The 23,783-nt window shown below is 43.4% G+C and carries 15 protein-coding genes; 10 read left to right on the forward strand and 5 right to left on the reverse strand.

The window, feature by feature from the left end; all coding sequences use genetic code 11:
* Both AC1DO4_RS17490 and AC1DO4_RS17495 read right to left on the reverse strand, forming a co-directional pair.
* Positions 1-861: a sugar phosphate isomerase/epimerase family protein gene (locus AC1DO4_RS17490; protein WP_477418102.1), complete on the reverse strand. Its 861-nt coding sequence runs from the start codon at positions 859-861 to the stop codon at positions 1-3.
* Positions 862-889: 28 nt separating this feature from the next.
* Positions 890-4,333 (reverse strand): ThuA domain-containing protein, encoded by a 3,444-nt coding sequence (locus tag AC1DO4_RS17495; protein WP_477418104.1) that lies wholly within the window; start codon positions 4,331-4,333, stop codon positions 890-892.
* 344 nt (positions 4,334-4,677) lie between these two features.
* Here AC1DO4_RS17495 and AC1DO4_RS17500 point away from each other — a divergent pair, with 344 nt between their 5' ends.
* The 3 genes from AC1DO4_RS17500 (at position 4,678) to AC1DO4_RS17510 (ending at position 8,852) form a co-directional block, all read left to right on the forward strand.
* Complete coding sequence (locus AC1DO4_RS17500) at positions 4,678-5,550, forward strand: alpha/beta fold hydrolase (protein ID WP_477418106.1); 873 nt, start codon at positions 4,678-4,680, stop codon at positions 5,548-5,550.
* A gap of 70 nt (positions 5,551-5,620) precedes the next feature.
* Positions 5,621-7,534, forward strand: a complete 1,914-nt coding sequence (locus AC1DO4_RS17505) for an AMP-dependent synthetase/ligase (protein ID WP_477418108.1) — start codon at positions 5,621-5,623, stop codon at positions 7,532-7,534.
* A 115-nt stretch (positions 7,535-7,649) separates the two neighbouring features.
* The gene (locus AC1DO4_RS17510) at positions 7,650-8,852 is read left to right on the forward strand and encodes a DUF763 domain-containing protein (protein WP_477418110.1); all 1,203 of its coding nucleotides are present in this window, start codon (positions 7,650-7,652) and stop codon (positions 8,850-8,852) included.
* On the opposite strand, the gene AC1DO4_RS17515 is transcribed toward AC1DO4_RS17510, so the two are convergent.
* The 3 genes from AC1DO4_RS17515 to gltB form a co-directional block, all read right to left on the reverse strand.
* Complete coding sequence (locus AC1DO4_RS17515) at positions 8,844-9,377, reverse strand: DUF4142 domain-containing protein (RefSeq protein ID WP_477418112.1); 534 nt, start codon at positions 9,375-9,377, stop codon at positions 8,844-8,846. The two genes, AC1DO4_RS17510 and AC1DO4_RS17515, sit on opposite strands and share 9 nt — an antisense overlap.
* Positions 9,378-9,600: 223 nt before the next feature.
* Positions 9,601-11,079: a glutamate synthase subunit beta gene (locus AC1DO4_RS17520; RefSeq protein ID WP_477418114.1), complete on the reverse strand. Its 1,479-nt coding sequence runs from the start codon at positions 11,077-11,079 to the stop codon at positions 9,601-9,603.
* A gap of 6 nt (positions 11,080-11,085) precedes the next feature.
* Positions 11,086-15,603: a glutamate synthase large subunit gene (gene gltB / locus AC1DO4_RS17525; RefSeq protein WP_477418116.1), complete on the reverse strand. Its 4,518-nt coding sequence runs from the start codon at positions 15,601-15,603 to the stop codon at positions 11,086-11,088.
* 438 nt (positions 15,604-16,041) lie between these two features.
* Here gltB and AC1DO4_RS17530 point away from each other — a divergent pair, with 438 nt between their 5' ends.
* The 7 genes from AC1DO4_RS17530 (at position 16,042) to hisH (ending at position 23,783) form a co-directional block, all read left to right on the forward strand.
* Positions 16,042-16,533 carry a D-glycero-alpha-D-manno-heptose-1,7-bisphosphate 7-phosphatase gene (locus tag AC1DO4_RS17530; protein ID WP_477418118.1) on the forward strand — a complete coding sequence of 164 codons (492 nt, stop codon included), beginning with the start codon at positions 16,042-16,044 and terminating at the stop codon, positions 16,531-16,533.
* 166 nt (positions 16,534-16,699) lie between these two features.
* Positions 16,700-18,244 (forward strand): hypothetical protein, encoded by a 1,545-nt coding sequence (locus tag AC1DO4_RS17535; RefSeq protein WP_477418120.1) that lies wholly within the window; start codon positions 16,700-16,702, stop codon positions 18,242-18,244.
* Positions 18,245-18,556: 312 nt separating this feature from the next.
* Positions 18,557-19,408: an ATP phosphoribosyltransferase gene (gene hisG, locus AC1DO4_RS17540; protein ID WP_477406079.1), complete on the forward strand. Its 852-nt coding sequence runs from the start codon at positions 18,557-18,559 to the stop codon at positions 19,406-19,408.
* 114 nt (positions 19,409-19,522) lie between these two features.
* On the forward strand, positions 19,523-20,809 hold the full coding sequence (gene hisD, locus AC1DO4_RS17545; RefSeq protein WP_477418122.1) for a histidinol dehydrogenase: 1,287 nt from the start codon (positions 19,523-19,525) through the stop codon (positions 20,807-20,809).
* A 77-nt stretch (positions 20,810-20,886) separates the two neighbouring features.
* Positions 20,887-21,933, forward strand: coding sequence for a histidinol-phosphate transaminase (hisC, locus tag AC1DO4_RS17550; RefSeq protein ID WP_477418124.1), 1,047 nt, complete (start codon positions 20,887-20,889; stop codon positions 21,931-21,933).
* The gene (gene hisB / locus AC1DO4_RS17555) at positions 21,930-23,072 is read left to right on the forward strand and encodes a bifunctional histidinol-phosphatase/imidazoleglycerol-phosphate dehydratase HisB (protein WP_477418126.1); all 1,143 of its coding nucleotides are present in this window, start codon (positions 21,930-21,932) and stop codon (positions 23,070-23,072) included. Before hisC ends, hisB begins: the two co-directional genes overlap by 4 nt.
* A gap of 42 nt (positions 23,073-23,114) precedes the next feature.
* Positions 23,115-23,783 (forward strand): imidazole glycerol phosphate synthase subunit HisH, encoded by a 669-nt coding sequence (gene hisH / locus AC1DO4_RS17560; RefSeq protein WP_477418128.1) that lies wholly within the window; start codon positions 23,115-23,117, stop codon positions 23,781-23,783.

Raw genomic sequence — 23,783 nt, forward strand, 5'->3', positions numbered from 1 at the left:
TTAATATTTTAAGCTCTTGATATAGGCTATGGTAACCGGTATCTGGGTAGCGTATGATGGGCTTTCGTCCTCAATAAAATAGTGCTTAATGCCTGCTTTTCTTGCAGCCTTTAGTACCTCGGGGATATTAATTTGCCCGGTGCCCAATGCTACATCATTTTTGGTATCGGTTCCCCCGGTAAGGTCATTGGCCACACCTTTGCGGATATCTTTCAGGTGCATTAGTTTAATGCGCGATGGATATTTGTTTATCAGCTTAGCCGGATCCTGCCCGCCATGGAATGACCATAACAAGTCTATCTCGAAGGATACATACTTGGGATTGGTATTTTTGGCAATATAATCGAACAGGGTGCCATCCTCATAAGGGCCAAATTCGTATCCATGGTTATGGTAACAAAAGGTAAGTCCGGCTTCTGCGAGGATCTGCCCTACCCTGTTGAAATCTGCAACAGCCTTTTTGGCATCCTCCAGTGTAAACTCCTTACCGTGAGGGATCCAGGCCACCATTACATATTCGGCACCCAGTATCTTGGCTTGCTTAATAACATCGCCCGGGCTTTTTACAATATCATCATACCCCGCACCAATAGATGGAATGCTTATACCGCGCTCATTACACAGTTTCCTGAATTCTTCGGGTGGCATGCCTTTGGGCTCCTGGCCCTCCAGCTCGGTTATCCCCATGGCTTTGATGGTATCCAGCACAGCTATAGTAGCTTTAGGCATACTGCCGCGAAAAGTATAGGCTTGTAGCCCAATAGACCCAACAAAAACCGGCTTGCCATTTTGGGCAAAAGTTTGTGTTGATAGCAAACCCATTGCCAGGCAAGCCATTGTTATTACAGGTAATTTTTTCATGACCAGCGTTTTACTTAATTATTGAATATTATTGATCAAACCGGATATCGCTTAGTTTTAGGATCCCGTCGTTTGGTTTGGTACGTTTAATAGCAAATATGAATACATTATGTTTGCCGGTAATTGGTTTCTGTATATCACCACTTAACCAGGCCTGTTTATCCCAGCCGCCCGTATCGCCATAAACTGTTGAGCAAATAACCGGCCCGGCCTGGGAATCCATACGAACCTCAATCTCGCCGTCAATGCCCTTAGATGCATACTGAAAGCTAAGCTTCCTGATATTGGTTAAGTCGACATCCCTGAATAATGCAAATGACTTATGACTGCCCTGCGAAAGATCATTATTATAACGATTGAAGCCTTTCACTTCATCAGCATAAATAGCCTTTACATCTGCTGCGCGTAAAGTAACCACATCAGTGCCCGTTAGCGGACCGACTGCCTTGCCGCTTTTATCGGTATAAGATGCCAGTATGGTGTACTGTCCGTGTGGCTCGGTATCGTTAAATTTCAGGATAAGGCTGCCATTCAAAGGTAAAGGCATCGCCTTGCCCTTCTTATCGGTTAAAGAGAATATATACCTTACAATCTCTTTTGTATCGGCCTTTGACAATTGCGGATGAGCGCTCATTACCTGCTCGGTTCCCCAGCTGCCTGCGCCACCTGCAATTATTTTTTTAGATAGCTTATCGGTAGCGCCTTTTTCTGCCTTGTAGCGGTTTGCTATAGCCGTAAAGCTTGGGCCGACTGCAAGTTTATTAATCATATGGCACGATTTACAATCGCTTGATGCCATTAAGGCCTTACCCGGATAGTTAACCTCTGTTGCCGATAAAGCTGCCAGGCTTTGCACCGTTTTACCATCTGCAGATGGCTGCGGGTTATAGATGTAAAATAATTTTACACGTTTGGGATCAATCCTGCCATCTTCTTTATCCTTCACTATTACTTTATACTTAAAGGGCTGGCCTTTCCAGATGAAAGATTTGTTATCAGTGCTGGCAATAGTTACTACAGGCCTGGTATTACCAACTCTTACCATTATGGTATCCATGCCCGTTAGTCCCCCTTTATCTTTCACCTTTAATATCGCTTTGTACACACCGGGTTTAGTGTAAACATAGCTTGCAAATGCAGTTGTTGCGCCTACTGTTTTACCATCAAACAACCATTGGTAAGTTATTGCGTCATCATCATCCATGTCTTTACTATCCCGGCTATTAAAGCTTACACTAAGCGGGGCCTGGCCCGAAATCTCTTTTTTTACAGGCATTTCCTTTAATTCGGCCGTCAAATATTTGGTATGCTGATAGTAGGATTGCATGGCCGTATCTGTAATGCCAGCTTTAGCAATAGGTGCGCGGTTACCTGTATTGTATTCAATTTTCACCAGGCGGGCATCTTCATTTTGTGCACCGTAAACAGAACCATACTCCAGCATATACAATGCACCATCAGGACCAAATTGCATATCAATTGGCCGCCTGAAATCGCCATTGGCTGGCATAAACGCTTCGTTACGGAGATAATTCTCATCCTTATCAAACTTGAGGCTAATAACCCAGTTACGCATCCAATCGGCCATAAATAATGTACCGCTGAAATATTCAGGGAATTTATTCGGGTTTTTAATGTTGGCATCGTACACATAAAAATCACCACCGATAGCACACCTGCCACCCATCCCTAATTCGGGAAACTGGTCAGAGGCAGCATACGGGTACCAGATCATGGCTGGTGTAGCCGGTGGCAGCAGGTTTAAACCTGTATTATTGGGCGAATTATTTACCGGCGCCCTGGGATCAAAATTTGGGCCCGGCGTATTGGTTACAAAATCCCAATGCGAATAGGCAAAGTTATTGCCCACAAAATATGGCCAGCCAAAATTCCCGGCCTTGCGGGCCTGGTTAAATTCATCGTATCCGCGCGGGCCGCGCGGCGAATCTTTACCCGCATCCGGTCCAACCTCGCCCCAATATAACACCGAAGTTACCGGGTTTACCGCTATTCTATAAGGGTTACGGCAGCCCATCACATAAATCTCGGGTTTGGTTTTGGCCGTGCCTTTAGGGAAAAGGTTCCCCTCGGGTATAGTATAGGTACCATCAGCTTCGGGGTGAATCCGTAGTATTTTACCTTTAAAATCATTGGTATTACCCGCACTACGCTGTGCATCTAAACTGTAGTGCTCCTGGCCGGGTCGCTCATCCAACGGGGCATAACCATCAGCCGGGAAAGGGCTCGAGCTGTCTCCCGTTGATAAATACAGGTTACCATTTTTATCCCAGGCTAATGAGCCGCCATGGTGAGCACCACTCACTTTTTGTACAGGAACTTTTAACAGAATTTTTTCTGATTTCAGGTCGAGTACATTTGCAGGGCTAACCTTAAAGCGCGAGAGCTGGAAGTTGAGCGGTTCGATAGTTTGCCCGGCTGGCATGTAATAAATATATACAAACTGGTTACTTTCAAATTTAGGGTCGAGCGTTAAACCGATAACTCCTGTCCCTCCCTCATAAGTAATAGGGAATTTATGGATTACCTTAAACTGGCGGGTGTGGGTATTATAGACCGAGAAATTACCCATCAGCTGGGTAAAAAACACACGCCCGTCCTTAGCCGTTGCCAGTTCCATTGGGGATGCAATGTTACTAACCAACACCGTCTTTATAAACCGGGTTTGATCTGGCGATACCTTTGAATAGGATTTACTATAATCCAACGATTTACTATTACCCATAGCATACCGGATACCACCCAGCAGCTGACCAAGGAACAAAGGATCGCTGTAACTTTCATCGGTATGACCACAGCCTGTGTAAAATGAGCGACCACCATCAAACTCATGAAACCAGGTAATGGGATGATTTGCGCCATTGGTGCCCCCATCATACGTATTCTCATCCAAACTGGCCAGCACATGAATGCCATTGTAAATGGATTTATAGTTATACCATTCATCAGTACGCTCCCAGCGGGCGGGCAGGTTTGCGGTTATAGGATTTGTTCTGTCGGTAACATCAATAGTAGCCTTCCGAATGTTGGAGTTATTTGGGTGACTTGAAAAATAGGCCCCAACCAGTTTGCCGTACCATGGCCAATCGTATTCGGTATCGGCAGCAGAGTGTACGCCTGCGTAGCCTCCACCTGCCTGTATATAGCGTTCAAAGGCTGCCTGCTGTACAGCATTGAGCACATTACCGGTAGTGCAGTTAAATATTACGGCATCATATTTTTTTAAATTATCATCGGTAAAAGCATCGGCATTGGTAGTGGTATCCACCTCAAAATTATTCTCTTTACCCAGCTTTTGAATAGCTGCTATACCAAAAGGGATGCAGGAATGGTGCCAGCCCAATGTTTTTGAAAAAACCAGTACGTGCTGCATAGGTACAGGCTTTTTAAATGAATACAGCCCAAAACTGAGCCCTATCAATAAAATACAGGTGAGTTTTAACTTTAAAGACATTATTTGAGAGATTTAGTTGATGTTTAATTTATTACCTACCGTTCGCCACAGCAATATACCCTATTAAAAATTCCACATAAAAAGCTGATCCTTAATGATAAAAACGTATTATGTAGGGGCAAAAATGTATCGGCAGATTAATTGGCTAATACAATATTAGTATTTATAACCCATCACTGTGTAATAAATACACGCTTATTTGGGGGCCTGTTTGTTTTGTAAATGAATTGTTACCAATGGGTTTTATAAACACCCTGGAAAGGTTTATAAAACTGTCGGAAACTGATCTGCAATTGTCGCAAAGAGCCATCTGTAATTTTAATGACCAATAGTATATTTGATTCATGCAAAACTTGTTTAACCATTTTATAAAAATTACCGTTTTTATCCTGATAACTATGACAACAGCCAATAAAACCCAGGGCCAGGAAATGGGCCACTATGCCAATGTAAACGGCATAAAAATGTATTACGAGATCCATGGTAGTGGTCAGCCATTGGTATTAATTCATGGTGGCGGGTCAACCATACAAACTTCTTTTGGGAAGATAATGCCTATGCTTGCCAAAACTCATAAAGTTATAGCCGTAGAACTTCAGGCTCACGGGCATACAAGCGACAGGGACGTCCCTACAAGTTTTGAGCAGGACGCGGATGATGTAGCCGAACTGCTTAAACAACTGAACATTACCGGAGCAGATATCCTGGGCTTCAGCAACGGAGGTAATACAGCCATGAAAATAGCCTTAAGACATCCCGAATGTGTGCGCAAACTTATCCTGGCATCGGCATTTTATAAACGCGAAGGTATGTACTCCTGGTTTTGGGAAGGGATGCAGCATGCAAAACTGGAACAGATGCCCAAATTATACCAGGATGCATATTTAAGTATCCCTGGTAATACCCGGGCCGGGTTGCAAAGCATGCACGATAATGATGCCGGAAGGATGCAAACTTTTGTGGATTGGAAAGACGGAGACATCAGATCGATACAGGCCCCAACGCTGGTAGTTGTTGGCGACCAGGACGTGGTGCGCCCGGAACATGCAGTAGAAATGTACCGCTTGTTACGTCATGGCCGGTTGTCAATATTCCCTGATAACCATGGCAGTTATATGGGTGAAGCGATGTCGCCAAATCCCGATAGTAAAGTGCCGGAGCTGTTTGTTGCAATGCTGGAAGAATACCTGGCAGCACCGATGCCGGAGACTAAGTAAAGCATTATTTCATTTTAGTATTTAGCTTAAAAAACATAAGTTTGATGCTTATATAAATCATTCATACTTAATGAGCCAGGTAAGCGATCTATCAACTGTTCCATCATTTATCCGCAATACAGTAGCCCATATTCACCCGGAAAGCCAAACGTTTATGATCCATAAAGTGAACGATACCTGGGTAGAGATCAGTTACGGCGAGGCTTTAGAAAAGATAGATGCTATATCTGCGTGGTTACTTAGCCTGGGTATTCAAAAAGGCGACCGGCTTTCCCTCATCATCGAAAACGGCCCAAACTACGTTTATTATGACCAGGCACTGCAGCAGATAGGTGCGGTTAATGCCTCTATATATCCAACCCTTACCGAAAACGAAATTGAATATATCCTGAATGATTCCGGCGCTAAAACCATTATTGCCGGCAATCCCTTCCTTTTCCGTAAGGTGCTTAAAATAGCTAACAACTGCGCTTCACTTATCCGCATTATTCCTGCATTTGACGATTTTGAAAAATACAGCAGTAAGCTAAACCTTAATGCGGGTATTATCGGGTTCGACCAGGTGATCAGCGAGGGGTTGGTATTGGTAAGGCAATATCGCGAAGCCATTAGCGCTGCCCGTGAAGCTATTTTACCTACAGATCTATCCTGCCTTATTTATACGTCTGGCACCACAGGGATCCCTAAAGGGGTAATGCTTACTCATTATAACCTCACCCAGAATGCTTTAAACAGTGTTATCCAGATTCCATTTGTATCAAAGAACGACCGCTTCCTCTCGTTCCTGCCTTTATCGCATGTGTTTGAGCGTACCATTTATCATATCGCCATTTTAAAAGGTTCACAAATTGCCTTTGCCCAAAGTTTAGAGTTGTTGGCCAAAAATATGGCAGAGGTTAAACCTACCATATTATGCTGCGTACCACGCCTGCTCGAACGCATACATGATAAAGCCATCAAAAGCGGAACATCAGCAGGAGGCCTTAAAACCAAAATATTTTTATGGGCGTTTGAGATTGGTAAAAAGGTACGCTTGGTGCTGGAAGCAGGTAAAAAACCCGGGCCCATTTTAAAAACACAGCACGCGATAGCAGAAAAACTGGTATTCAGCAAAATAAAAGAAAAAACCGGTGGTAAATTACAATTCATGGTATCGGGCGGAGGTGCACTGCCTAAAAATATCGGTGAGTTTTTTGGCGATCTGGGTATTGTGATACTGGAAGGCTTTGGGCTAACAGAAACCTCTCCGGTTATGGCCGTTACCGAACGGCATAGGGTAATTTATGGTACCGTTGGCCGTATTATCCCGGGTATTGAAGTTGCCATTCAAAACGTGGATACCAAAAAGATCTATACCATACAAACCCACGATAATTTCAGGGAAGACCTGGTTACCGAAGAAGGCGAGATCATTGTACGCGGCCACTGTGTAATGAAAGGCTACTGGCATAAACCGGGGGAAACAGCTACCGTGATTGATGCTGATGGCTGGTTCCATACCGGCGATATCGGCCGCTTTTTTCGGGGCAACCTGCAAATTACCGACCGCCTTAAAAATATGCTGGTGAACGCCTATGGCAAAAACATCTATCCTACCCCGGTTGAAAACACCTACCTTAAAAGCCCCAAAATTGAACAGGTATTTTTAGTGGGCGATAAGCGCGAGTACATTGCAGCTATTATAGTGCCAGGCAAAGAAACCCTGCAGGAAGCCTTTAATCTGAAAAACGAGTTTTTCGAACGATCAGAAGTGTTTATTGAGGATAAAGAGATCATTGACTGGATTGGCCAGGATATTCGTAAGCTAAGCAACGAACTTGCCAAATTTGAACGCGTAAAATCATTCAAAGTAAAGCGCAACCCTTTCAGTATGGAAGAAGGCGAAATTACGCCTACCATGAAAGCGAAGCGCAAAGTGATCGAAAAGAAATACGCGGCAGATATTGATGATATGTATGCGGGAGAAGCGGATGCTGATGATTAATGATTTTATTTGAAGATTTGTAAACGTGTTTCTATTCTGTTGGCCAAACTCACACTATTTTTTGACTTAATCGTCAAAATCTTAAAATCGCGTAATTTTTACTAATTTTGTTAGCATGAAGCGATCTGGCACTGCTGACTTACCTTTACACTACGGCTATGTACCCACATGGCTTGCCGAACGTATGGCAAAGTTAGGCCTTGCCGTAATCGAAACTATTGTGATTGATTACGGTAAAGACGAAGTGTTGCGCCGTTTGAGCGATCCGTTCTGGTTCCAAAGCCTGGGCGCTGTTATGGGGATGGACTGGCATTCCTCCGGAATAACCACCTCTGTAATGGGTGCGTTGAAGCGGGCCATTAATCCACATAGCCGAGAATTGGGTATTTACATTTGCGGCGGCAAGGGCAAGCACTCCAAACAAACTCCGGCAGAACTGTTAAAGATCAGCGAATCTACAGGGCTTGACGGTAACTACCTGGTTAAATGCAGCAAACTGAGCGCCAAGGTTGATAATACAGCCATACAGGATGGCTTCCAGCTATATACCCATAATTTTATTTTGAGCGATACCGGTAAATGGGCTGTAGTACAACAAGGCATGAGTGATGCCAGCAGTACCGCCCGACGCTACCACTGGCATTCGGAACACCTCACCTCTTTTGTGGATGATCCGCATACTTCTATCTACGGAAAAAATACCGGACTAATACTGAATATGACCGATAAGCTTGCTGATTCTGCCAGAAATGGCGTGATGCAGATTGCAGGTGAGAACCCGGAGATGATGATCAGGGAGATTGGCAGACTGGTTATGCCCAATCACCATGATGTAAAGGCTAAAGATGTGGACCTTAAACGCCTTGGCGCGGTACTTTGGCTTGCGCATGAAAAACAGCCCGCCGACTTTGAGGATCTGCTGTTATTGCAAGGCCTTGGGCCACGCACTTTGCAATCATTGGCGCTGGTGAGCGAGGTGATTCACGGCACACCATCGCGGTTTAAAGATCCGGCAAGATTTTCTTTTGCGCATGGCGGTAAAGATGGCCATCCTTTCCCGGTACCTATTAAAGTTTATGATGAAACCATCAGCACCTTGCAAAACGCGGTTTACAAAGCAAAATTGGGCTTGTCTGAGCAAAACGAGGCTATTAAACGATTACATAAAATTGCAGTAAATGCTGAAAAAGACTTTACACCTAATACAAATTTCGACGAGGTAATAGCCAAAGAACGTGAAGATTCCTGGAAATATGGAGGCAGAACGGTGATGGGTAAAGCTAAACCGCCGATACAACAGCAATTAAAACTATTTTAAGGTTGCACTAATCATTTTAGCCGAATCGAGATGAGCTTGTAATGACAGTATAGTTTTCTGTGCAAATGCGGATACATTTGAACTTTTATCCTGCGTGGAAGCTTTAAACAGGTTTATTTGTTGCTCATGCTGGCTTATAATTATTTCTAAATAAGCTTTATCAAAATCTGCAGCCTTCTTTTTTTCCAGCCCGGCTATCATTTGCAAATGGGCGGGATATATCGTATCCATAGCAGCTACAAAATTGTCAGTCTCTAATTTTCTAAGATCATCGGCAAGCAGCGTATGATCATCTATCATGGCTTTAGCAAATTGGATTACCCGCTGATTTTTTGAGTTAGAAATAGCCAATCCCGATGCCTTCACAGTCGCATTACTTGCTTCTCTACTATTTTTAAGGAATAATAAACCGCTATTATCAACAAGTACCTTATTATTATAATTATTCGCCCGTTTGTTACTTTGGCACGATTGTACCAAAACCAGGGTAACCGCCGCTAATATAAGACCTGTTATTTGCTTCATTTATAATTGGATTATACTATTGTTCAGATTTAACAAAAAAACTACTGTCTGGTTTACCAGATAACGTAATTATTAGTAATTCCTGCCACAGCAACAACAGAGCAGATCCGAAAACACAGAGGCAAAAACTTTCCGAAGCTCGATTTGCTAAATAAAAAAACCACTTTGCTATACCAAAAAAGGTATTACAAAGTGGTTATATCTTCAGCAGATAGGCGATCTTTTAAAACACCTGGTCAAACTGGTTAACGGCATCCTTGCTTTCCAGTAAAGAGTGGCCCATTAAAAATTCATCTACTTTGCGGGCAGTTTCACGACCCTCTGAAATGGCCCAAACAACCAGCGATTGTCCACGGCGCATATCGCCGGCGGCAAATACCTTGCTTACGTTGGTACGGTAAACGCCCTCTTTAGCTTTAACGTTCTTACGTTCGTCGAGTTCAACGCCTAATTGTGCCAATAAACCGGTAGGCTGAGGATAAAGGAAACCCATGGCCAGAAATACACGCTGACAAGGAATTTCTCGCTCAGAACCCTCCACTGTATTAAATTTTAAAGGCCGGCCCATAACATCCTGCTCCCAGGATACATCAACAACTTTTAATGCCCTAAGGTTACCTTTTTCGTCGCCCAGGAATTCCAGGGTATTAACGCCCCAAAAGCGTTCTGCACCTTCCTCATGCGAGCTGGTAGTCTTCAGGATCATTGGATATGTTGGCCATGGCATGTGTTGTGTACGTTGCGCCGGTGGTTGGTACATTACCTCAAATTGTTTGATAGATTTTGCACCCTGGCGGTTTGAAGTACCCACACAGTCGCTGCCGGTATCACCACCACCAATTACTACTACATCTTTACCGGTAGCCAAAATATCATCGGCATCTACACTAATATTGCTTACGCGTTTGTTTTGCTGTTTCAAAAAGTCCATAGCAAAATGGATTCCTTTTAATTCCCTGCCGGGGATCGGGAGGTTACGTGGTACAGTTGAACCGCCAGCCAATACCACAGCATCGTTATTGCGTAACAGTTCGTCGGCTGCTACATTTACACCCACTTCGCTGTTCAGTTTAAACACAATACCGTCTTTTTCCATTACCTCGATACGGCGTTCTACAACATTTTTCTCCAGTTTAAAGTCTGGAATACCGTAGCGTAATAAACCACCTGGTTTATCATCACGCTCATAAACGGTTACTGCATGACCGGCTTTCACCAATTGGGCAGCTGCTGCCAATCCGGCCGGACCAGAGCCAATAACGGCTACTTTTTTACCAGATTTAACTAAGGGTGCGGTTGGCTTAACCAGGTTTTTCTGGTAAGCTATCTCGATGATATGCTTCTCAATTTCCTCAATTGCTACAGCCGGTTTGTTAATACCTAAAACACAGGCCGATTCGCAAGGTGCAGGGCATATACGTCCTGTAAATTCAGGAAAATTATTAGTTGATGATAAAATATGGTAAGCCTCTTCCCAGTTTTTACGATACACGGCATCGTTAAACTCTGGAATAATATTACCCAGCGGACATCCCGAATGGCAAAAAGGGATCCCGCAATTCATACACCTGGCCGATTGCTGATTTAGCTTCTCGTCGGTATACAAATTAACAAACTCATTATAGTTTTTTACGCGTTCAGTAGCGGAAACCTTGGTTGGTAATTCCCTGTTAAACTCCTGAAATCCTGTTGGTTTTCCCATTGAAATTTAGCCTATTGTTTGATATTGTAGTTTCTCTAATACTTTTTTATACTCTTTTGGATACACCTTCACAAATTGGGTTGAAGCCTCATTCCAGTTGTCTAATATCTGCTGGGCAAGCTTGCTGCCTGTTAAGCTGATATGCTTGCGCAATAAAGCCAGTATCTGCTCTTCATCCTGTAATGATAAAGGATCAAGATCCACCATCTCGGTATTGCAGTTTTCGGCGAAGCTGTTATCGGGGTTGAATACCCACGCTAAACCACCACTCATACCTGCTGCAAAATTGCGCCCGGTTTTACCAAGGATAAGTGCGCGGCCAGCGGTCATATATTCGCAGCCATGATCGCCAATACCTTCAACAACTGTTGTTGCGCCGGAGTTACGCACTGCGAAACGCTCGCCTGCCATACCACCTACAAATACTTCACCTGACGTAGCACCGTAAAGTGCAACGTTACCGATGATGATATTATCCTCTGGAACAAACGTTGCGTTTGCTGCCGGATAAATAGCCAGCTGTGCTCCGCATAAACCTTTACCTACATAGTCATTGGCTTCGCCTTCAAGCTCAAAGGAAATCCCTTTGGTTGCAAACGCGCCAAAGCTTTGTCCGGCCGAACCTTTGAATTTATAGTTGATGGTATTGTCGGGCAATCCTGCCGAGCCATATTTTTTAGAGATCTCGTTTGATAAAAGCGTGCCGACAGTACGGTTAACGTTGATTACATCGAATGATGCAAATACAGGCGTTTTATCTTCAAGCGCGATTTTTGCAGTCTCTAACAATTGCCAGTCAAGTATTTCGCTCATACCATGATCCTGCTGCTCACTGTTATACAGTGTCATTCCCTTGGTATTGGTTACCGGATGCAATATGCCGCTCAGATCTATCTTTTTAGCTTTCCAGCTATCCAGGTGATCTTTCACTTTCAGGAACTGAACACGGCCAACCATCTCATTAATAGTACGGAAACCAAGTTCAGCCATAATCTCCCGAAGTTCCTCGGCCATAAAACGGAACAAGTTAACCACATGCTCGGGTTTGCCGCTGAATAGTTTCCTCAATTCTGGATCCTGTGTAGCAACACCTACAGGGCAGGTATTTAAGTGACACTTGCGCATCATGATACAGCCACCTGCTACAAGCGCAGCAGTAGCAACACCCCACTCTTCGGCACCCATTAAACAGGCTATAGCCAAATCGCGGCCTGTTTTTAACTGGCCATCTGTTTGTAACACTACACGGCTACGCAGTTTGTTACGTACCAGTGTTTGGTGAGCCTCGGTTAAACCAAGCTCCCACGGTAAGCCTGCATGTTTTACAGAGCTTATTGGCGATGCACCTGTACCACCATCGTACCCTGCAATCAGGATCACATCGGCATGTGCTTTGGCAACACCGGCAGCTATAGTACCAACACCGGCTTTTGAAACCAGCTTCACATTAATACGTGCGGCACGGTTTGCATTCTTAAGATCGAATATCAGTTGGGCCAAATCCTCAATAGAGTAAATATCGTGGTGTGGCGGCGGCGAAATCAAACCAACTCCTGGTGTGGAATGGCGTGTTTTAGCAATCCAGTCATCAACTTTATGACCCGGCAGCTGTCCGCCTTCACCTGGTTTTGCACCTTGCGCCATTTTAATCTGCAGCTCATCGGCATTGGTAAGGTAATTTGAAGTTACCCCAAAACGGGCCGATGCCACTTGCTTAATAGCCGAACGCATTGAGTCGCCGCTGGCCATTTTTTCGTAACGCATTTCATCCTCACCGCCTTCGCCGGTATTGCTTTTACCACCTATGCGGTTCATAGCAATAGCCATGGTGCTGTGTGCCTCGTGAGATATAGAACCGAATGACATGGCGCCTGTTGCAAAGCGCTTCATGATGTTTCCGGCAGGTTCAACCTCATCAATAGAGATAGCTTCACGGTGATGGGCAAAATCAAGCAAACCACGTATTGTGAAATGCTTTTCTGTTTGCTCGTTAATTACCTTAGCATAGTTTTTATATACCGAGTAATCATTACTGCGGGTAGCATGTTGTAATAAATGTACAGTAGTTGGGTTAAATAAGTGAGCCTCTCCCCTGCGTTTCCATTGGTAAATACCACCTTCTGGTAATAAGTTATCAGCAGTTTTAGCATTAAAACCAATGCGGTGTTTACAAAGCGCTTCGCGGGCAATTTCATCCAAACCTAAACCACCTATACGGGTAACGGCTCCGCAGAAATAGCGATCAACAACACTTTTGTTTAAACCTAATATTTCAAATACCTGTGAACCATGGTATGATTGCAGTGTAGAGATCCCCATTTTGGAGAAGATCTTCAGCAAACCATCATTTACAGATTTTACATAGTTTTTTTGTAATGTTTTAATATCAAGACTGGTTTCTAAACTGCCGTTGTTTTTAACAGTTTCGATTGTAGCCAAAGCCAGGTATGGGTTGATTGCTGTTGCACCGAAAGCCAGCAAACAGGCAAAGTGATGTACTTCCCATGCATCTCCTGTTTCAACCACTAATCCCACCGCACCACGACGGCCTTTTTTGATAAGGTGGTGATGTACGGCAGATACCGCCAGCAAAGTAGGAATTGGAGCATGTTCGGAATCAACAGCACGATCCGACAGGATCAATACCTCAAATCCATCATCAACGGCATCTTCGGCGTAGCGACAAAGCCTTGCAATTCCTTTTTCTAATGAACCAGGCATGCCGTCGGCCACAAAATAAGTTTGCAGTGTTTTAGCGTGGAAAAGACCTGTATCAATACTGCGCAGTTTTTCTAACTGGTGATTTTTTAATATCGGGTGTTTTAAAACCACGCAATGGCAATGCATTTTATCTTCATCAAGCAAATTGCCGTTGTTACCAATAAAGGTAGCCAGGCTCATTACCAAACGCTCACGGATAGGATCGATAGGCGGGTTGGTAACCTGGGCAAAGAATTGCTTAAAGTAGCTTGATAAATGTTGCGGCTTGTCAGATAAGATAGCCAAAGGCACATCGGTACCCATTGAGCCTACAGGCTCTTTACCATCAACAGCCATAGGCTTTATAATGGTATCGATATCCTCGCGGCTATAACCAAATACCTGCTGGTAACGGAATACAGATGCTTCTGAAAGCTGGGCGAATGCCAAACGTGGTTCGGTAAGCTCGCTCAGGTTTATTTTATAATTCTCTAACCAACGGCCATAAGGCTGCCTGGAAGTGATCTGTTTCTTTATTTCATCATCAGTAATGATCCTGCCTTTTTCGGTATCTATTAGCAGCATTTTACCGGGTTGTAAACGGCCTTTACGTAAAACGGTGCTTTCATCGATAGTTAAGGTACCAGCTTCTGATGCAGCTATAACGCGGCCATCGTTGGTGATCACATAACGTAAAGGGCGAAGACCATTCCTGTCTAACAAGGCGCCTACCAATTTACCATCGGTAAAAGTGATAGCGGCCGGGCCATCCCATGGCTCCATTAAAGTTGCATGATACTCGTAAAATGCCTTTTTTACCGGATCCATATGTACGTTGCCGTCCCATGCTTCTGGTACCAGCATCATCATTACATGGGGTAACGAGCGACCAGAGTGCAACAGAATTTCAATAATGTTATCCAGGCAAGCAGAGTCCGATTGATTATTATCAATCACCGGCAACAGCATTTCCATTTCTTCGGCAGTGAAGTACGACGAAGCATATGATTTTAAACCTGCATAAAACCAGTTTAAATTACCTGTGAGGGTATTAATCTCACCATTATGGGCAATCAGGCGGAAAGGCTGAGCCAATTTCCATGATGGAAAAGTATTTGTTGAGAACCGCGAGTGGATCATGGCAAAGCCTGAAGCCATACGCGGATCTGTAAGATCAGCATAATATTTACGCAGTTGGTAGGTTGTTACCTGCCCTTTGTAAACAATGGTTTTACAGGATAACGAGGTAAAATAAAAATGCTCGGCCGCACCTGCTATGGTTTCGGTGATAGTTTTATTGATATACCTTCTTAATATGAAAAGTTTGCGCTCAAAATCATCCGCATTGGTAATATGATGCGGACGGGCTATAAAAATCTGCTCAACGTCGGGCTCGGCCTGGCGGGCAGTTACGCCAACAGCCATCGAGTCAACAGTTAATTTGCGGTAACCCAATTTTACAAGTCCTAACTTTTCAATAGCATTGGTAATAACTATACGGCAAGCTTTCTTTTGTGCCGAATCCTTAGGAAAAAATATCATCCCAACACCATACTCACCCGGTTCGGGCAGGCTGATCTCCAGGTTTGAGCATTCTTCCATCAGGAACTCATGTGGCAATTGTATCAGGATACCGGCACCATCGCCGGTTTCGGGGTCGCATCCGCAAGCGCCGCGGTGTTCCATGTTTTCGAGCATGGTAAGCGCGTCGTCAATAATCTGGTTACTTTTATGACCGTTAATATTGGTTATAAATCCAGTTCCGCAGGAGTCGTGTTCAAATTCTGGCCTATAAAGGCCCTGGTTGCTCTCAGTTTGATTCATTGTAAATTAAACCGTTTTATAAAATGGTGTAACTACGAAGTTACTGATATATAAATAAATTATAAAATTTATGGAAATTTTTAAAGATTTCTAAAAAATCAATTATTTAAATCATATTTATTTAACAAATTCTCAACATAAACAAGCAAATATTATGATTTACTAAATGAAATATAATGTTTTACTATTTAGAATCAATATAAAGTTGCATCAACCAAGCCGGAATCATTTATACAAGCGGTATATTTATTTATAACAGAATAAAATTTTGTTTGGTAAATCTATGTGGAGAGTAGACATTTATCTCATTAGTCAATGGTCGATAGTCCATAGACCATGGTATTAAACGTTTAAAAGCGGGGCCTATAGCTATGGACTATCGACCATTGGCTATGGACTCTCTAAAAAACTATTAACTTCGCCAAAAAATTTCAACAAATGTCCGCAAAAAATAAAGCCGTTTTTTTAGATCGTGATGGAGTACTAAACCAGGAAATGGGCGATTATGTTCGCCGTTTCGAAGATTTTCATGTACTGGATAACTTTGAGGCACTCAAAGCTTTGCAGGACAGGGGGTACTTACTATTAGTAGCTACAAACCAGGGTGGCCTGGCTAAAGGATGGTATACAGAGGATGAACTTGCAAAAATGCATAATCACTTAAAAGAAGTATATAAGGAACACGGTGTAGAAATAACCGACTTTTTTTACTGCCCACACCACCCCAATTTTACCGGCGATTGCGATTGCCGCAAACCCAAACCCGGTTTACTATTACAAGGCATTAAAAAATACAACATCGACCCTGCCCTATCCTATTTCATAGGCGACCGTGAGCGCGATGTTGAGGCGGGCACTTCTGCAGGTGTAAAAGGGATACTGATAGATAGCGATCAGCCGATAAGTACGGTATTGGATTTGATAGCGTAAAAACAACAGCCCCACCCAAACCCTCCCCGGAAGGTAGGGCTTCAAAACTTTTTTATTCAAAAGTTTCCTCTGCCGGGGGAGATCTTAGGTAAGGGCTTTTTAACTATTTTTAAAACATTTTGCCCCTTTACAACTTTTACCACTATCTAACAGTAAAAATCGCTACATGCAGTTAAGCCGCTATTTAAAAAACTACGACACCTTTATCGCCGCAGTAATTGGCTTTTTTGCTATCCAATTGTTTTGCAAGTACAGCGGCATCGGTATTTCGCCGGATTCTATCATGTATACCAGTGCTGCGCGCAGTTTAAATACAAATGGCACCCTGCAAACATTTAATCACATTCCTATTGTTGATTTCCCGGTTTTTTATCCCGTATTTTTAGGGAGCATCATGTTTATTACCCGTATTGATCCGGTTGCTTTTGGGGCGATATTGAACGGGTTAATGTTTGCCACCCTGATATACACCAGCGGATGGATCATGCACAGGTTTGTTCCGGCATCGCGTATATATAAATGGTTAATGTTAGTAGCTATTATATTGAGCCCGGCGTTGCTGCAGGTTTACTCCTATTTATGGTCAGAGACGCTGTTTATCTTAGAGACCCTGTTTTTCATTGTCGCGTTTAGGGAATATCTTTTAAAGCATACCATTAAAACATTAGTAATTGCAGCGCTGATAGCCGCAATAGGCTGCGTTACCCGCTATGCGGCGGTTACTATTGTGGGTACCGGTGGATTACTTTTGCTGCTCGACAGGTTTTTACCGCTTAAAAAGAAGATAATCCACATTTTTATATATGGCTTTGTTTGCATTTCTCTGCTGGTAAGCAATTTGCTATTTAACGCTTTCATGTCGGGCACTACTACCGGCCCGCGCGAACCATCTATTACGTCGTTTGGTAAAAACCTGTATTATTTTGGTAATGTAGTTTGCGATTGGATGGGGCTTACACCAAACCAGTATTGGCTGTCGGTACCATTGGCCACAATTATATTTATTGGTTTTATTGCTGCGTTGGCTTATAACTATTACCGCCGCCACCTTGATGGTTACGAAAACCTGGCTATTACCTTCGCTTTGGTTTATGGGTTGTTCATCGTGATATCATCAACTTTTTCGCGGTACGAGCGCATTAACCACCGCCTGCTGGCGCCTATATATATACCAGCGCTGTGGGGCTATACCAGCTGGGGACTACTGCTGCTTAAAAAAATAGCAAACACCACTACCCGCAAAATAGTAGCAGGTTTAATGATATCGCTGATGCTGGGCTTTGTTACCAAGGAGTTTTTTATTGATAAAGGCCGGTATGATGACCAGGTAGCCGACCAATATGGTAACCCCGGATACACCGATAACAGTTGGATGGAATCGCCATTCGCGGCCTATCTTAAAACGATTGATAAAAGCCGGTTCGACCCTAAAGTTACCATTTATACAGATGCACATGAGGCTGTTTATTTCTTCTCGGGCATGTCATCATATCTTGTCCCACACAGGTTTTTCAAGAAGGATGTGGCCAAATTTTACCAGATCAGGCATTTCTATCTCATCTGGTTTAAAGCGCTCGAAAACCCCGAGCTTATCAATATAAAGGATATAGAAAAGGCGAAACACCTTAGGCTGATAAAGGATTTTGGAGAAGAAGGCGGTATTTATGAGTATGATGAAAGTAGTAGTCTGAATCAGAATTTGCAAAATTAAAGAATGAACACAATCTTAAAATTCGGTTAATTCCTTAAATTCGTTTAGTGATCCCGGCTAAGACAAGATTCTGTTAATCCTAAAATTCTGACCTCTGATTCGGACAAATTCACATTAAATTTTGATTTAAAAAACATCTGTCTATATTTGCGGCGACTTACCCATAGTATACTATAAAAAAATGAACGGTATCGCTTTACATCATCTCCATCTGCATCACCACCATGTGGTGATCAGCTAAATGTATGTTTCTACGCGAAATAACAAACTCCGTTTATACTCTTTTTTATTATAGTTCCTTAAATTCATTTTGTGAAAACACTTAAAATAGCGATCCAGAAATCTGGCCGCCTCAACGAAAAATCCGTTGAATTATTGAAAAATTGCGGCTTAAACTTCGAAAATTACAAAAGCTCGCTTATCTCACCGGTATCAAACTTCCCTTTAGAGATCCTTTTTCTTCGTGATGATGATATTCCCGAATACGTACAGGATGGCATTGCCGACCTGGGTATTGTAGGCGAAAACGTGATACGGGAAACCGAAGTTGAAGTAAGCTACCTGCAGCGTTTGGGTTTTGGTAAATGCTCCCTTAAAATAGCAGTGCCAAACGATAACAGCATTAAATCGCTTGCCGATTTGAACGGCAAAGCTATTGCAACTACTTATCCTGTTATATTAGGAAAGTTTTTGAAAGAGCAAGGGATACAATCGGACATTCGTACGATATCCGGCTCTGTGGAAATCTCTCCCGGCCTGGGTTTAAGCGATGCCATTTGCGATCTTGTTTCTACCGGCGGTACCTTAAAAAGCAATGGTTTAAAGCCGTTTGCTGATGTAATGTCGTCAGAGGCAGTATTGATAGGCAGCAAGACCACCGAAAACCATGACCTGGTGCTTGAACTTATCCAACGTATCCAATCTGTTTTGCGTGCAAAAGAGACTAAGTATGTGGTACTTAACGTTCATAAAGATAATCTTGATACGGTGATTGCTTTATTGCCCGGAGTAAAAAGCCCATCGGTAATACCATTGGCCGAAGCTGACTGGGTTGCTGTACACACCGTTATCCCGGAGCGCGATTTCTGGGATAGGATTAGCCAGCTAAAGCAAGCCGGCGCACAAGGCATTTTAGTAATGCCGATTGAGAAGATAATATTGTAGGGCGGCGGCCCCACCCAGCACTCTCCGCTGGTGAGCGGAAGGGCTTTAAATTATACTGGTTAATTAAGAAAAATCAAAAAGTCTCCCCTACCAGGGGAGATTTAGAGGGGGCTTATGAAGACATACAATTATTCAGAACTTACTGCAAGCGACATCCGGCAACTGGTTCAGCGTAATGTTGACCCGGCTAATGAGATCCGCGCTGTTGTTGAGGAAGTGATAGCCAACGTTCAGCAACATGGCGATAGGGCCTTAATTGACTATGCCCAAAAGTTTGACAAAGTTGAACTCAGCAAGCTTTACCTGGATAAGGCCGAGCTGGAAGAACTTGCAACAGCCATAACCGCCCAACAAAAGGCTGCCCTTGAAACTGCTTATAGTAACATCTACAAATTTCACCAAACGCAGTTAAAAACCGAGGACAAGGTAGAAACCATGCCCGGGGTAACCTGCTGGCGCGAGTTAAGGCCGATTGAAAAGGTTGGCCTGTATATTCCAGGTGGCTCGGCCGTTTTGCCGAGTACTTTTTTAATGTTGGGCATTCCGGCCCGTATTGCTGGCTGCCACGAAATTGTGGTTTGCTCGCCACCACAAAAAAGCGGTAAGGTAAATGCATTTATAGCTTATGTAGCTTTATTATTGGGCATAGATAAGATCTACCTGGCCGGTGGTTCGCAGGCTATTGCGGCAATGGCGCATGGTACCCAAAGTATAAGTAAAGTTGATAAAATCTTCGGTCCGGGTAACCAGTTTGTAACTAAGGCCAAAACCATCATTCAATCAACAACCACAACCGCTATTGATATGCCGGCCGGCCCGTCGGAGGTTTTGGTTATTGCTGATAGCACCGCCATCCCGGCCTATATAGCTGCCGATCTGCTGGCACAGGCAGAGCATGGTATTGATAGCCAATCTGTTTTAGTTTGTACATCAACTGCTATTGCCGAGGCAGTATTGGCAGAAATAGAGAAACAATTACCGATTTTACCGCGTGCCGAAATTGCGGGGTTAGCACTGGATAATTCGTACATCGTAATTACATCCAGCCTTGCCGAAGCAATGGACTTTAGTAACCGGTATGCGCCCGAGCATTTAATTTTGGCTACCCATAGCTGGGAGCAGATCACCGGGAGCATTATCAATGCCGGTTCGGTTTTCCTGGGTAATTTAACCCCGGAAAGTGCGGGCGATTATGCATCAGGAACCAACCATACACTGCCTACCAGCAGCTATGCAAGGGCTTACTCAGGTGTATCTGTAGATTCGTTTGTTAAAAAGATCACTTTCCAGCATATTACCAGGGAAGGGATCAGCAACATTGGCCCCACCGTTGAAATTTTGGCCGAAATGGAGGGGTTACATGCGCATAGAAACGCGATTTCAATCAGGAGTAATGTTTAAATAACAATCGTAATTGTCTGGCACGAAGCAATGAAGGGTCAGAAAAAATTCGTTTATCGAGAAAGATTAAAAAAGTAATGTACAATATCAATAATATACTACGCGAAAACATTAAACGCCTTGTCCCCTATTCCTCCGCACGGGACGAATACCAGGGAGAGGCAAGTGTTTTTTTGGATGCAAACGAAAATGCTTATGGTTCGCCGTTGGATCAACAATTTAACCGGTATCCGGATCCATTGCAGTACAAGGTGAAAATGCGCCTGAGCGAAATTAAAGGCGTACCGCCGCGCAACATATTTATAGGCAACGGTAGCGATGAGGCTATTGATATCCTTTTCCGCAGCTTCTGTAACCCGGGTGTCGACAATGTAATCCTTGTGCCCCCTACTTATGGCATGTACGAGGTATCGGCCAACATCAACGATATTGAGGCTCGAAAAGTTAACCTTACACCCGAATACCAGCTTAATTTAGAAGGCATTGCCGAAGCCATTGATGAGCATACCAAGCTGATATTCATTTGTTCTCCAAATAACCCAACAGGCAATTCCATCAACCGGGAGGATGTGGAAACTCTGCTGGCCAACTTTAATGGTATTGTTGTGGTTGATGAAGCTTATATCAATTTCAGTCGCCAAAAAACTTTTATACAGGAACTTACCGAGTATGCTAACCTTGTAGTGATGCAAACCCTCTCCAAGGCATGGGGACTGGCCGGCTTGCGCGTAGGCATGGCATTTGCCAGCGAGGAGATCATCGAGGTAATGAACAAAGTTAAGCCGCCTTATAACGTCAATGAGTCATCACAACAACTGGCTTTAGAGGCTTTGGGTAATGTAGCACAGGTGAACGCCTGGATAAAGGAAACCCTTGCACAGCGCGACAGGTTGGTACTTGCTTTAAAAGACTTTGATTTTGTGTTAGATATTTACCCTTCAGATGCCAACTTTATTTTGGTGAAGACTACTGATGCCAACGGTATTTATAAATTTTTAGTGGGTAAAGGCATCATTGTACGTAACCGTTCAAAAATTGAATTGTGCGAGGGTAGCTTACGCATTACTGTGGGTACGCCCGATGAGAATACTATATTACTTAACACCTTACAGAATTTTAAATGAGCAAACTGCAGAAAATATTATTTGTAGACCGTGACGGCACCATGATTAACGAAACACCGGATGAGCAGATCGATTCCTTCGAAAAGCTTACTTTTTATCCCGGCGCGTTAACTTACTTGCCCAAAATAGCAAAAGAGCTTGATTTTGAGCTGGTAATGGTAACCAACCAGGATGGTTTAGGCACCGCCGTTTATCCTGAAGATACTTTTTGGCCGGTGCATAACCTTATCCTTAAAACATTTGAAGGCGAGGGTGTAAAGTTTTCAAACATCTGCATCGATCGTACCTTCCCTGCAGATAATGCTCCCACACGGAAGCCTAAAACCGGCTTGCTTACACAATACCTTGACACTGAAAAATATGATTTGAAAGGATCATTTACCATAGGCGACAGGAAAAATGATGTGCTGCTGGCCAAAAACCTGGGTGCAAAAGCCATCTGGCTAAATAACCACTCGGGATTAGGTGGCGGAGAGTTTACTGAAGAAGACCATATAGGTGATATCATTGCACTTGAAACTACCGACTGGCAAAAGATCTACGAGTTTTTAAAACTGGGCGAACGGGTAATAGAGCACCGTCGCAGTACAAAAGAAACCGACATTTACATTAAAATAAACCTGGATGGTACAGGCGAAGCTAAGGTTTCTACCGGTTTGCATTTCTTTGATCACATGCTCGACCAGATTGCCCGTCACGGCAGTATTGACCTTGAAATTATTGCCAACGGCGACCTGCATATCGACGAACACCATACCATTGAAGATACCGGGATTGCTTTAGGCGAGATTTTTGCTACAGCTTTGGGTAATAAAATGGGTATCGAACGCTATGGTTTTTGCCTGCCGATGGATGATTGCCTGGCACAGGCAGCCATTGATTTTGGCGGCCGCAACTGGATAGTTTGGGATGCAGAATTTAAAAGAGAAAAGATAGGCGAAATGCCGACCGAAATGTTTTATCATTTCTTTAAATCGTTTAGCGATGCGGCAAAATGTAATTTAAATATAAAAGCCGAAGGACAAAACGAACATCACAAAATTGAAGCTATATTTAAAGCCTTTGCCAAGGCAATAAAAATGGCGGTAAAGCGTGATGTAAATAAGATGGTTTTACCAAGCACTAAGGGACTTTTATAAAGCCCCCTAACCCCCTGAAGGGGGAACAAGAGTTGAAAAAGCATGGATGAAATAACGCAAAATAATACGGAGGTAGTTGAACCTGCCCAATCAAACGCTCCCCCTTCAGGGGGCGGGGGGGGCATAGGTATAATAAGATACGGAGCCGGAAATATTTTCTCTCTCACAGCAGCGTTGGAGCGGTTGGGCATTCCTTATGGAATGATCAATAGCGAGGGGGATTTTGCGCTATATGATCGGTATATTATTCCGGGTGTTGGGCATGCCGGTGCGGCTATGAAAAAGCTGGAATCAACGGGCCTGGTTCCAACTATTAAGGCGTTAAAAAAGCCGACGCTTGGAATTTGTGTGGGCATGCAGTTGCTCACTTCTCATTCCGAAGAGGGAGATTCAAAACTGTTGGATGTTTTTCCAATTAAAACTTTAAGGTTTAAGGATAGTAACTTATATAAAGTTCCGCATACCGGCTGGAACCAGGTATTCCCCGAAAAAGAAAACCCATTATTTAAAAATATACCGTCAGGTTCACATTTTTACTTTGTACATTCATACTTTATTGAGTATGATGAAACTTACACGTTATTGTCGGCCAATTATAATAATGAATTTTCGGCATCAATTTGGCGGGATAATTTTTATGGCGTACAATTTCATCCCGAAAAATCGGGCGTGTATGGTGAAACATTATTAACAAACTTTTCAAAATTATAA

It is taken from the genome of Mucilaginibacter sp. P5_A6, from assembly GCF_056400585.1.

Excerpts from the sequence above, each read along its gene's own strand:
- AC1DO4_RS17530 (WP_477418118.1), top strand. The coding sequence starts at position 16,042 with ATGTCCGCAAAAAATAAAGCCGTTTTTTTAGATCGTGATGGAGTACTA.
- AC1DO4_RS17520 (WP_477418114.1), bottom strand. The coding sequence starts at position 11,079 with ATGGGAAAACCAACAGGATTTCAGGAGTTTAACAGGGAATTACCAACC.
- gltB (WP_477418116.1), bottom strand. The coding sequence starts at position 15,603 with ATGAATCAAACTGAGAGCAACCAGGGCCTTTATAGGCCAGAATTTGAA.
- AC1DO4_RS17500 (WP_477418106.1), top strand. The coding sequence starts at position 4,678 with ATGCAAAACTTGTTTAACCATTTTATAAAAATTACCGTTTTTATCCTG.
- AC1DO4_RS17535 (WP_477418120.1), top strand. The coding sequence starts at position 16,700 with ATGCAGTTAAGCCGCTATTTAAAAAACTACGACACCTTTATCGCCGCA.
- AC1DO4_RS17495 (WP_477418104.1), bottom strand. The coding sequence starts at position 4,333 with ATGTCTTTAAAGTTAAAACTCACCTGTATTTTATTGATAGGGCTCAGT.
- hisB (WP_477418126.1), top strand. The coding sequence starts at position 21,930 with ATGAGCAAACTGCAGAAAATATTATTTGTAGACCGTGACGGCACCATG.
- hisH (WP_477418128.1), top strand. The coding sequence starts at position 23,115 with ATGGATGAAATAACGCAAAATAATACGGAGGTAGTTGAACCTGCCCAA.
- AC1DO4_RS17505 (WP_477418108.1), top strand. The coding sequence starts at position 5,621 with ATGAGCCAGGTAAGCGATCTATCAACTGTTCCATCATTTATCCGCAAT.
- hisC (WP_477418124.1), top strand. The coding sequence starts at position 20,887 with ATGTACAATATCAATAATATACTACGCGAAAACATTAAACGCCTTGTC.
- AC1DO4_RS17490 (WP_477418102.1), bottom strand. The coding sequence starts at position 861 with ATGAAAAAATTACCTGTAATAACAATGGCTTGCCTGGCAATGGGTTTG.
- hisD (WP_477418122.1), top strand. The coding sequence starts at position 19,523 with ATGAAGACATACAATTATTCAGAACTTACTGCAAGCGACATCCGGCAA.
- AC1DO4_RS17515 (WP_477418112.1), bottom strand. The coding sequence starts at position 9,377 with ATGAAGCAAATAACAGGTCTTATATTAGCGGCGGTTACCCTGGTTTTG.
- AC1DO4_RS17510 (WP_477418110.1), top strand. The coding sequence starts at position 7,650 with ATGAAGCGATCTGGCACTGCTGACTTACCTTTACACTACGGCTATGTA.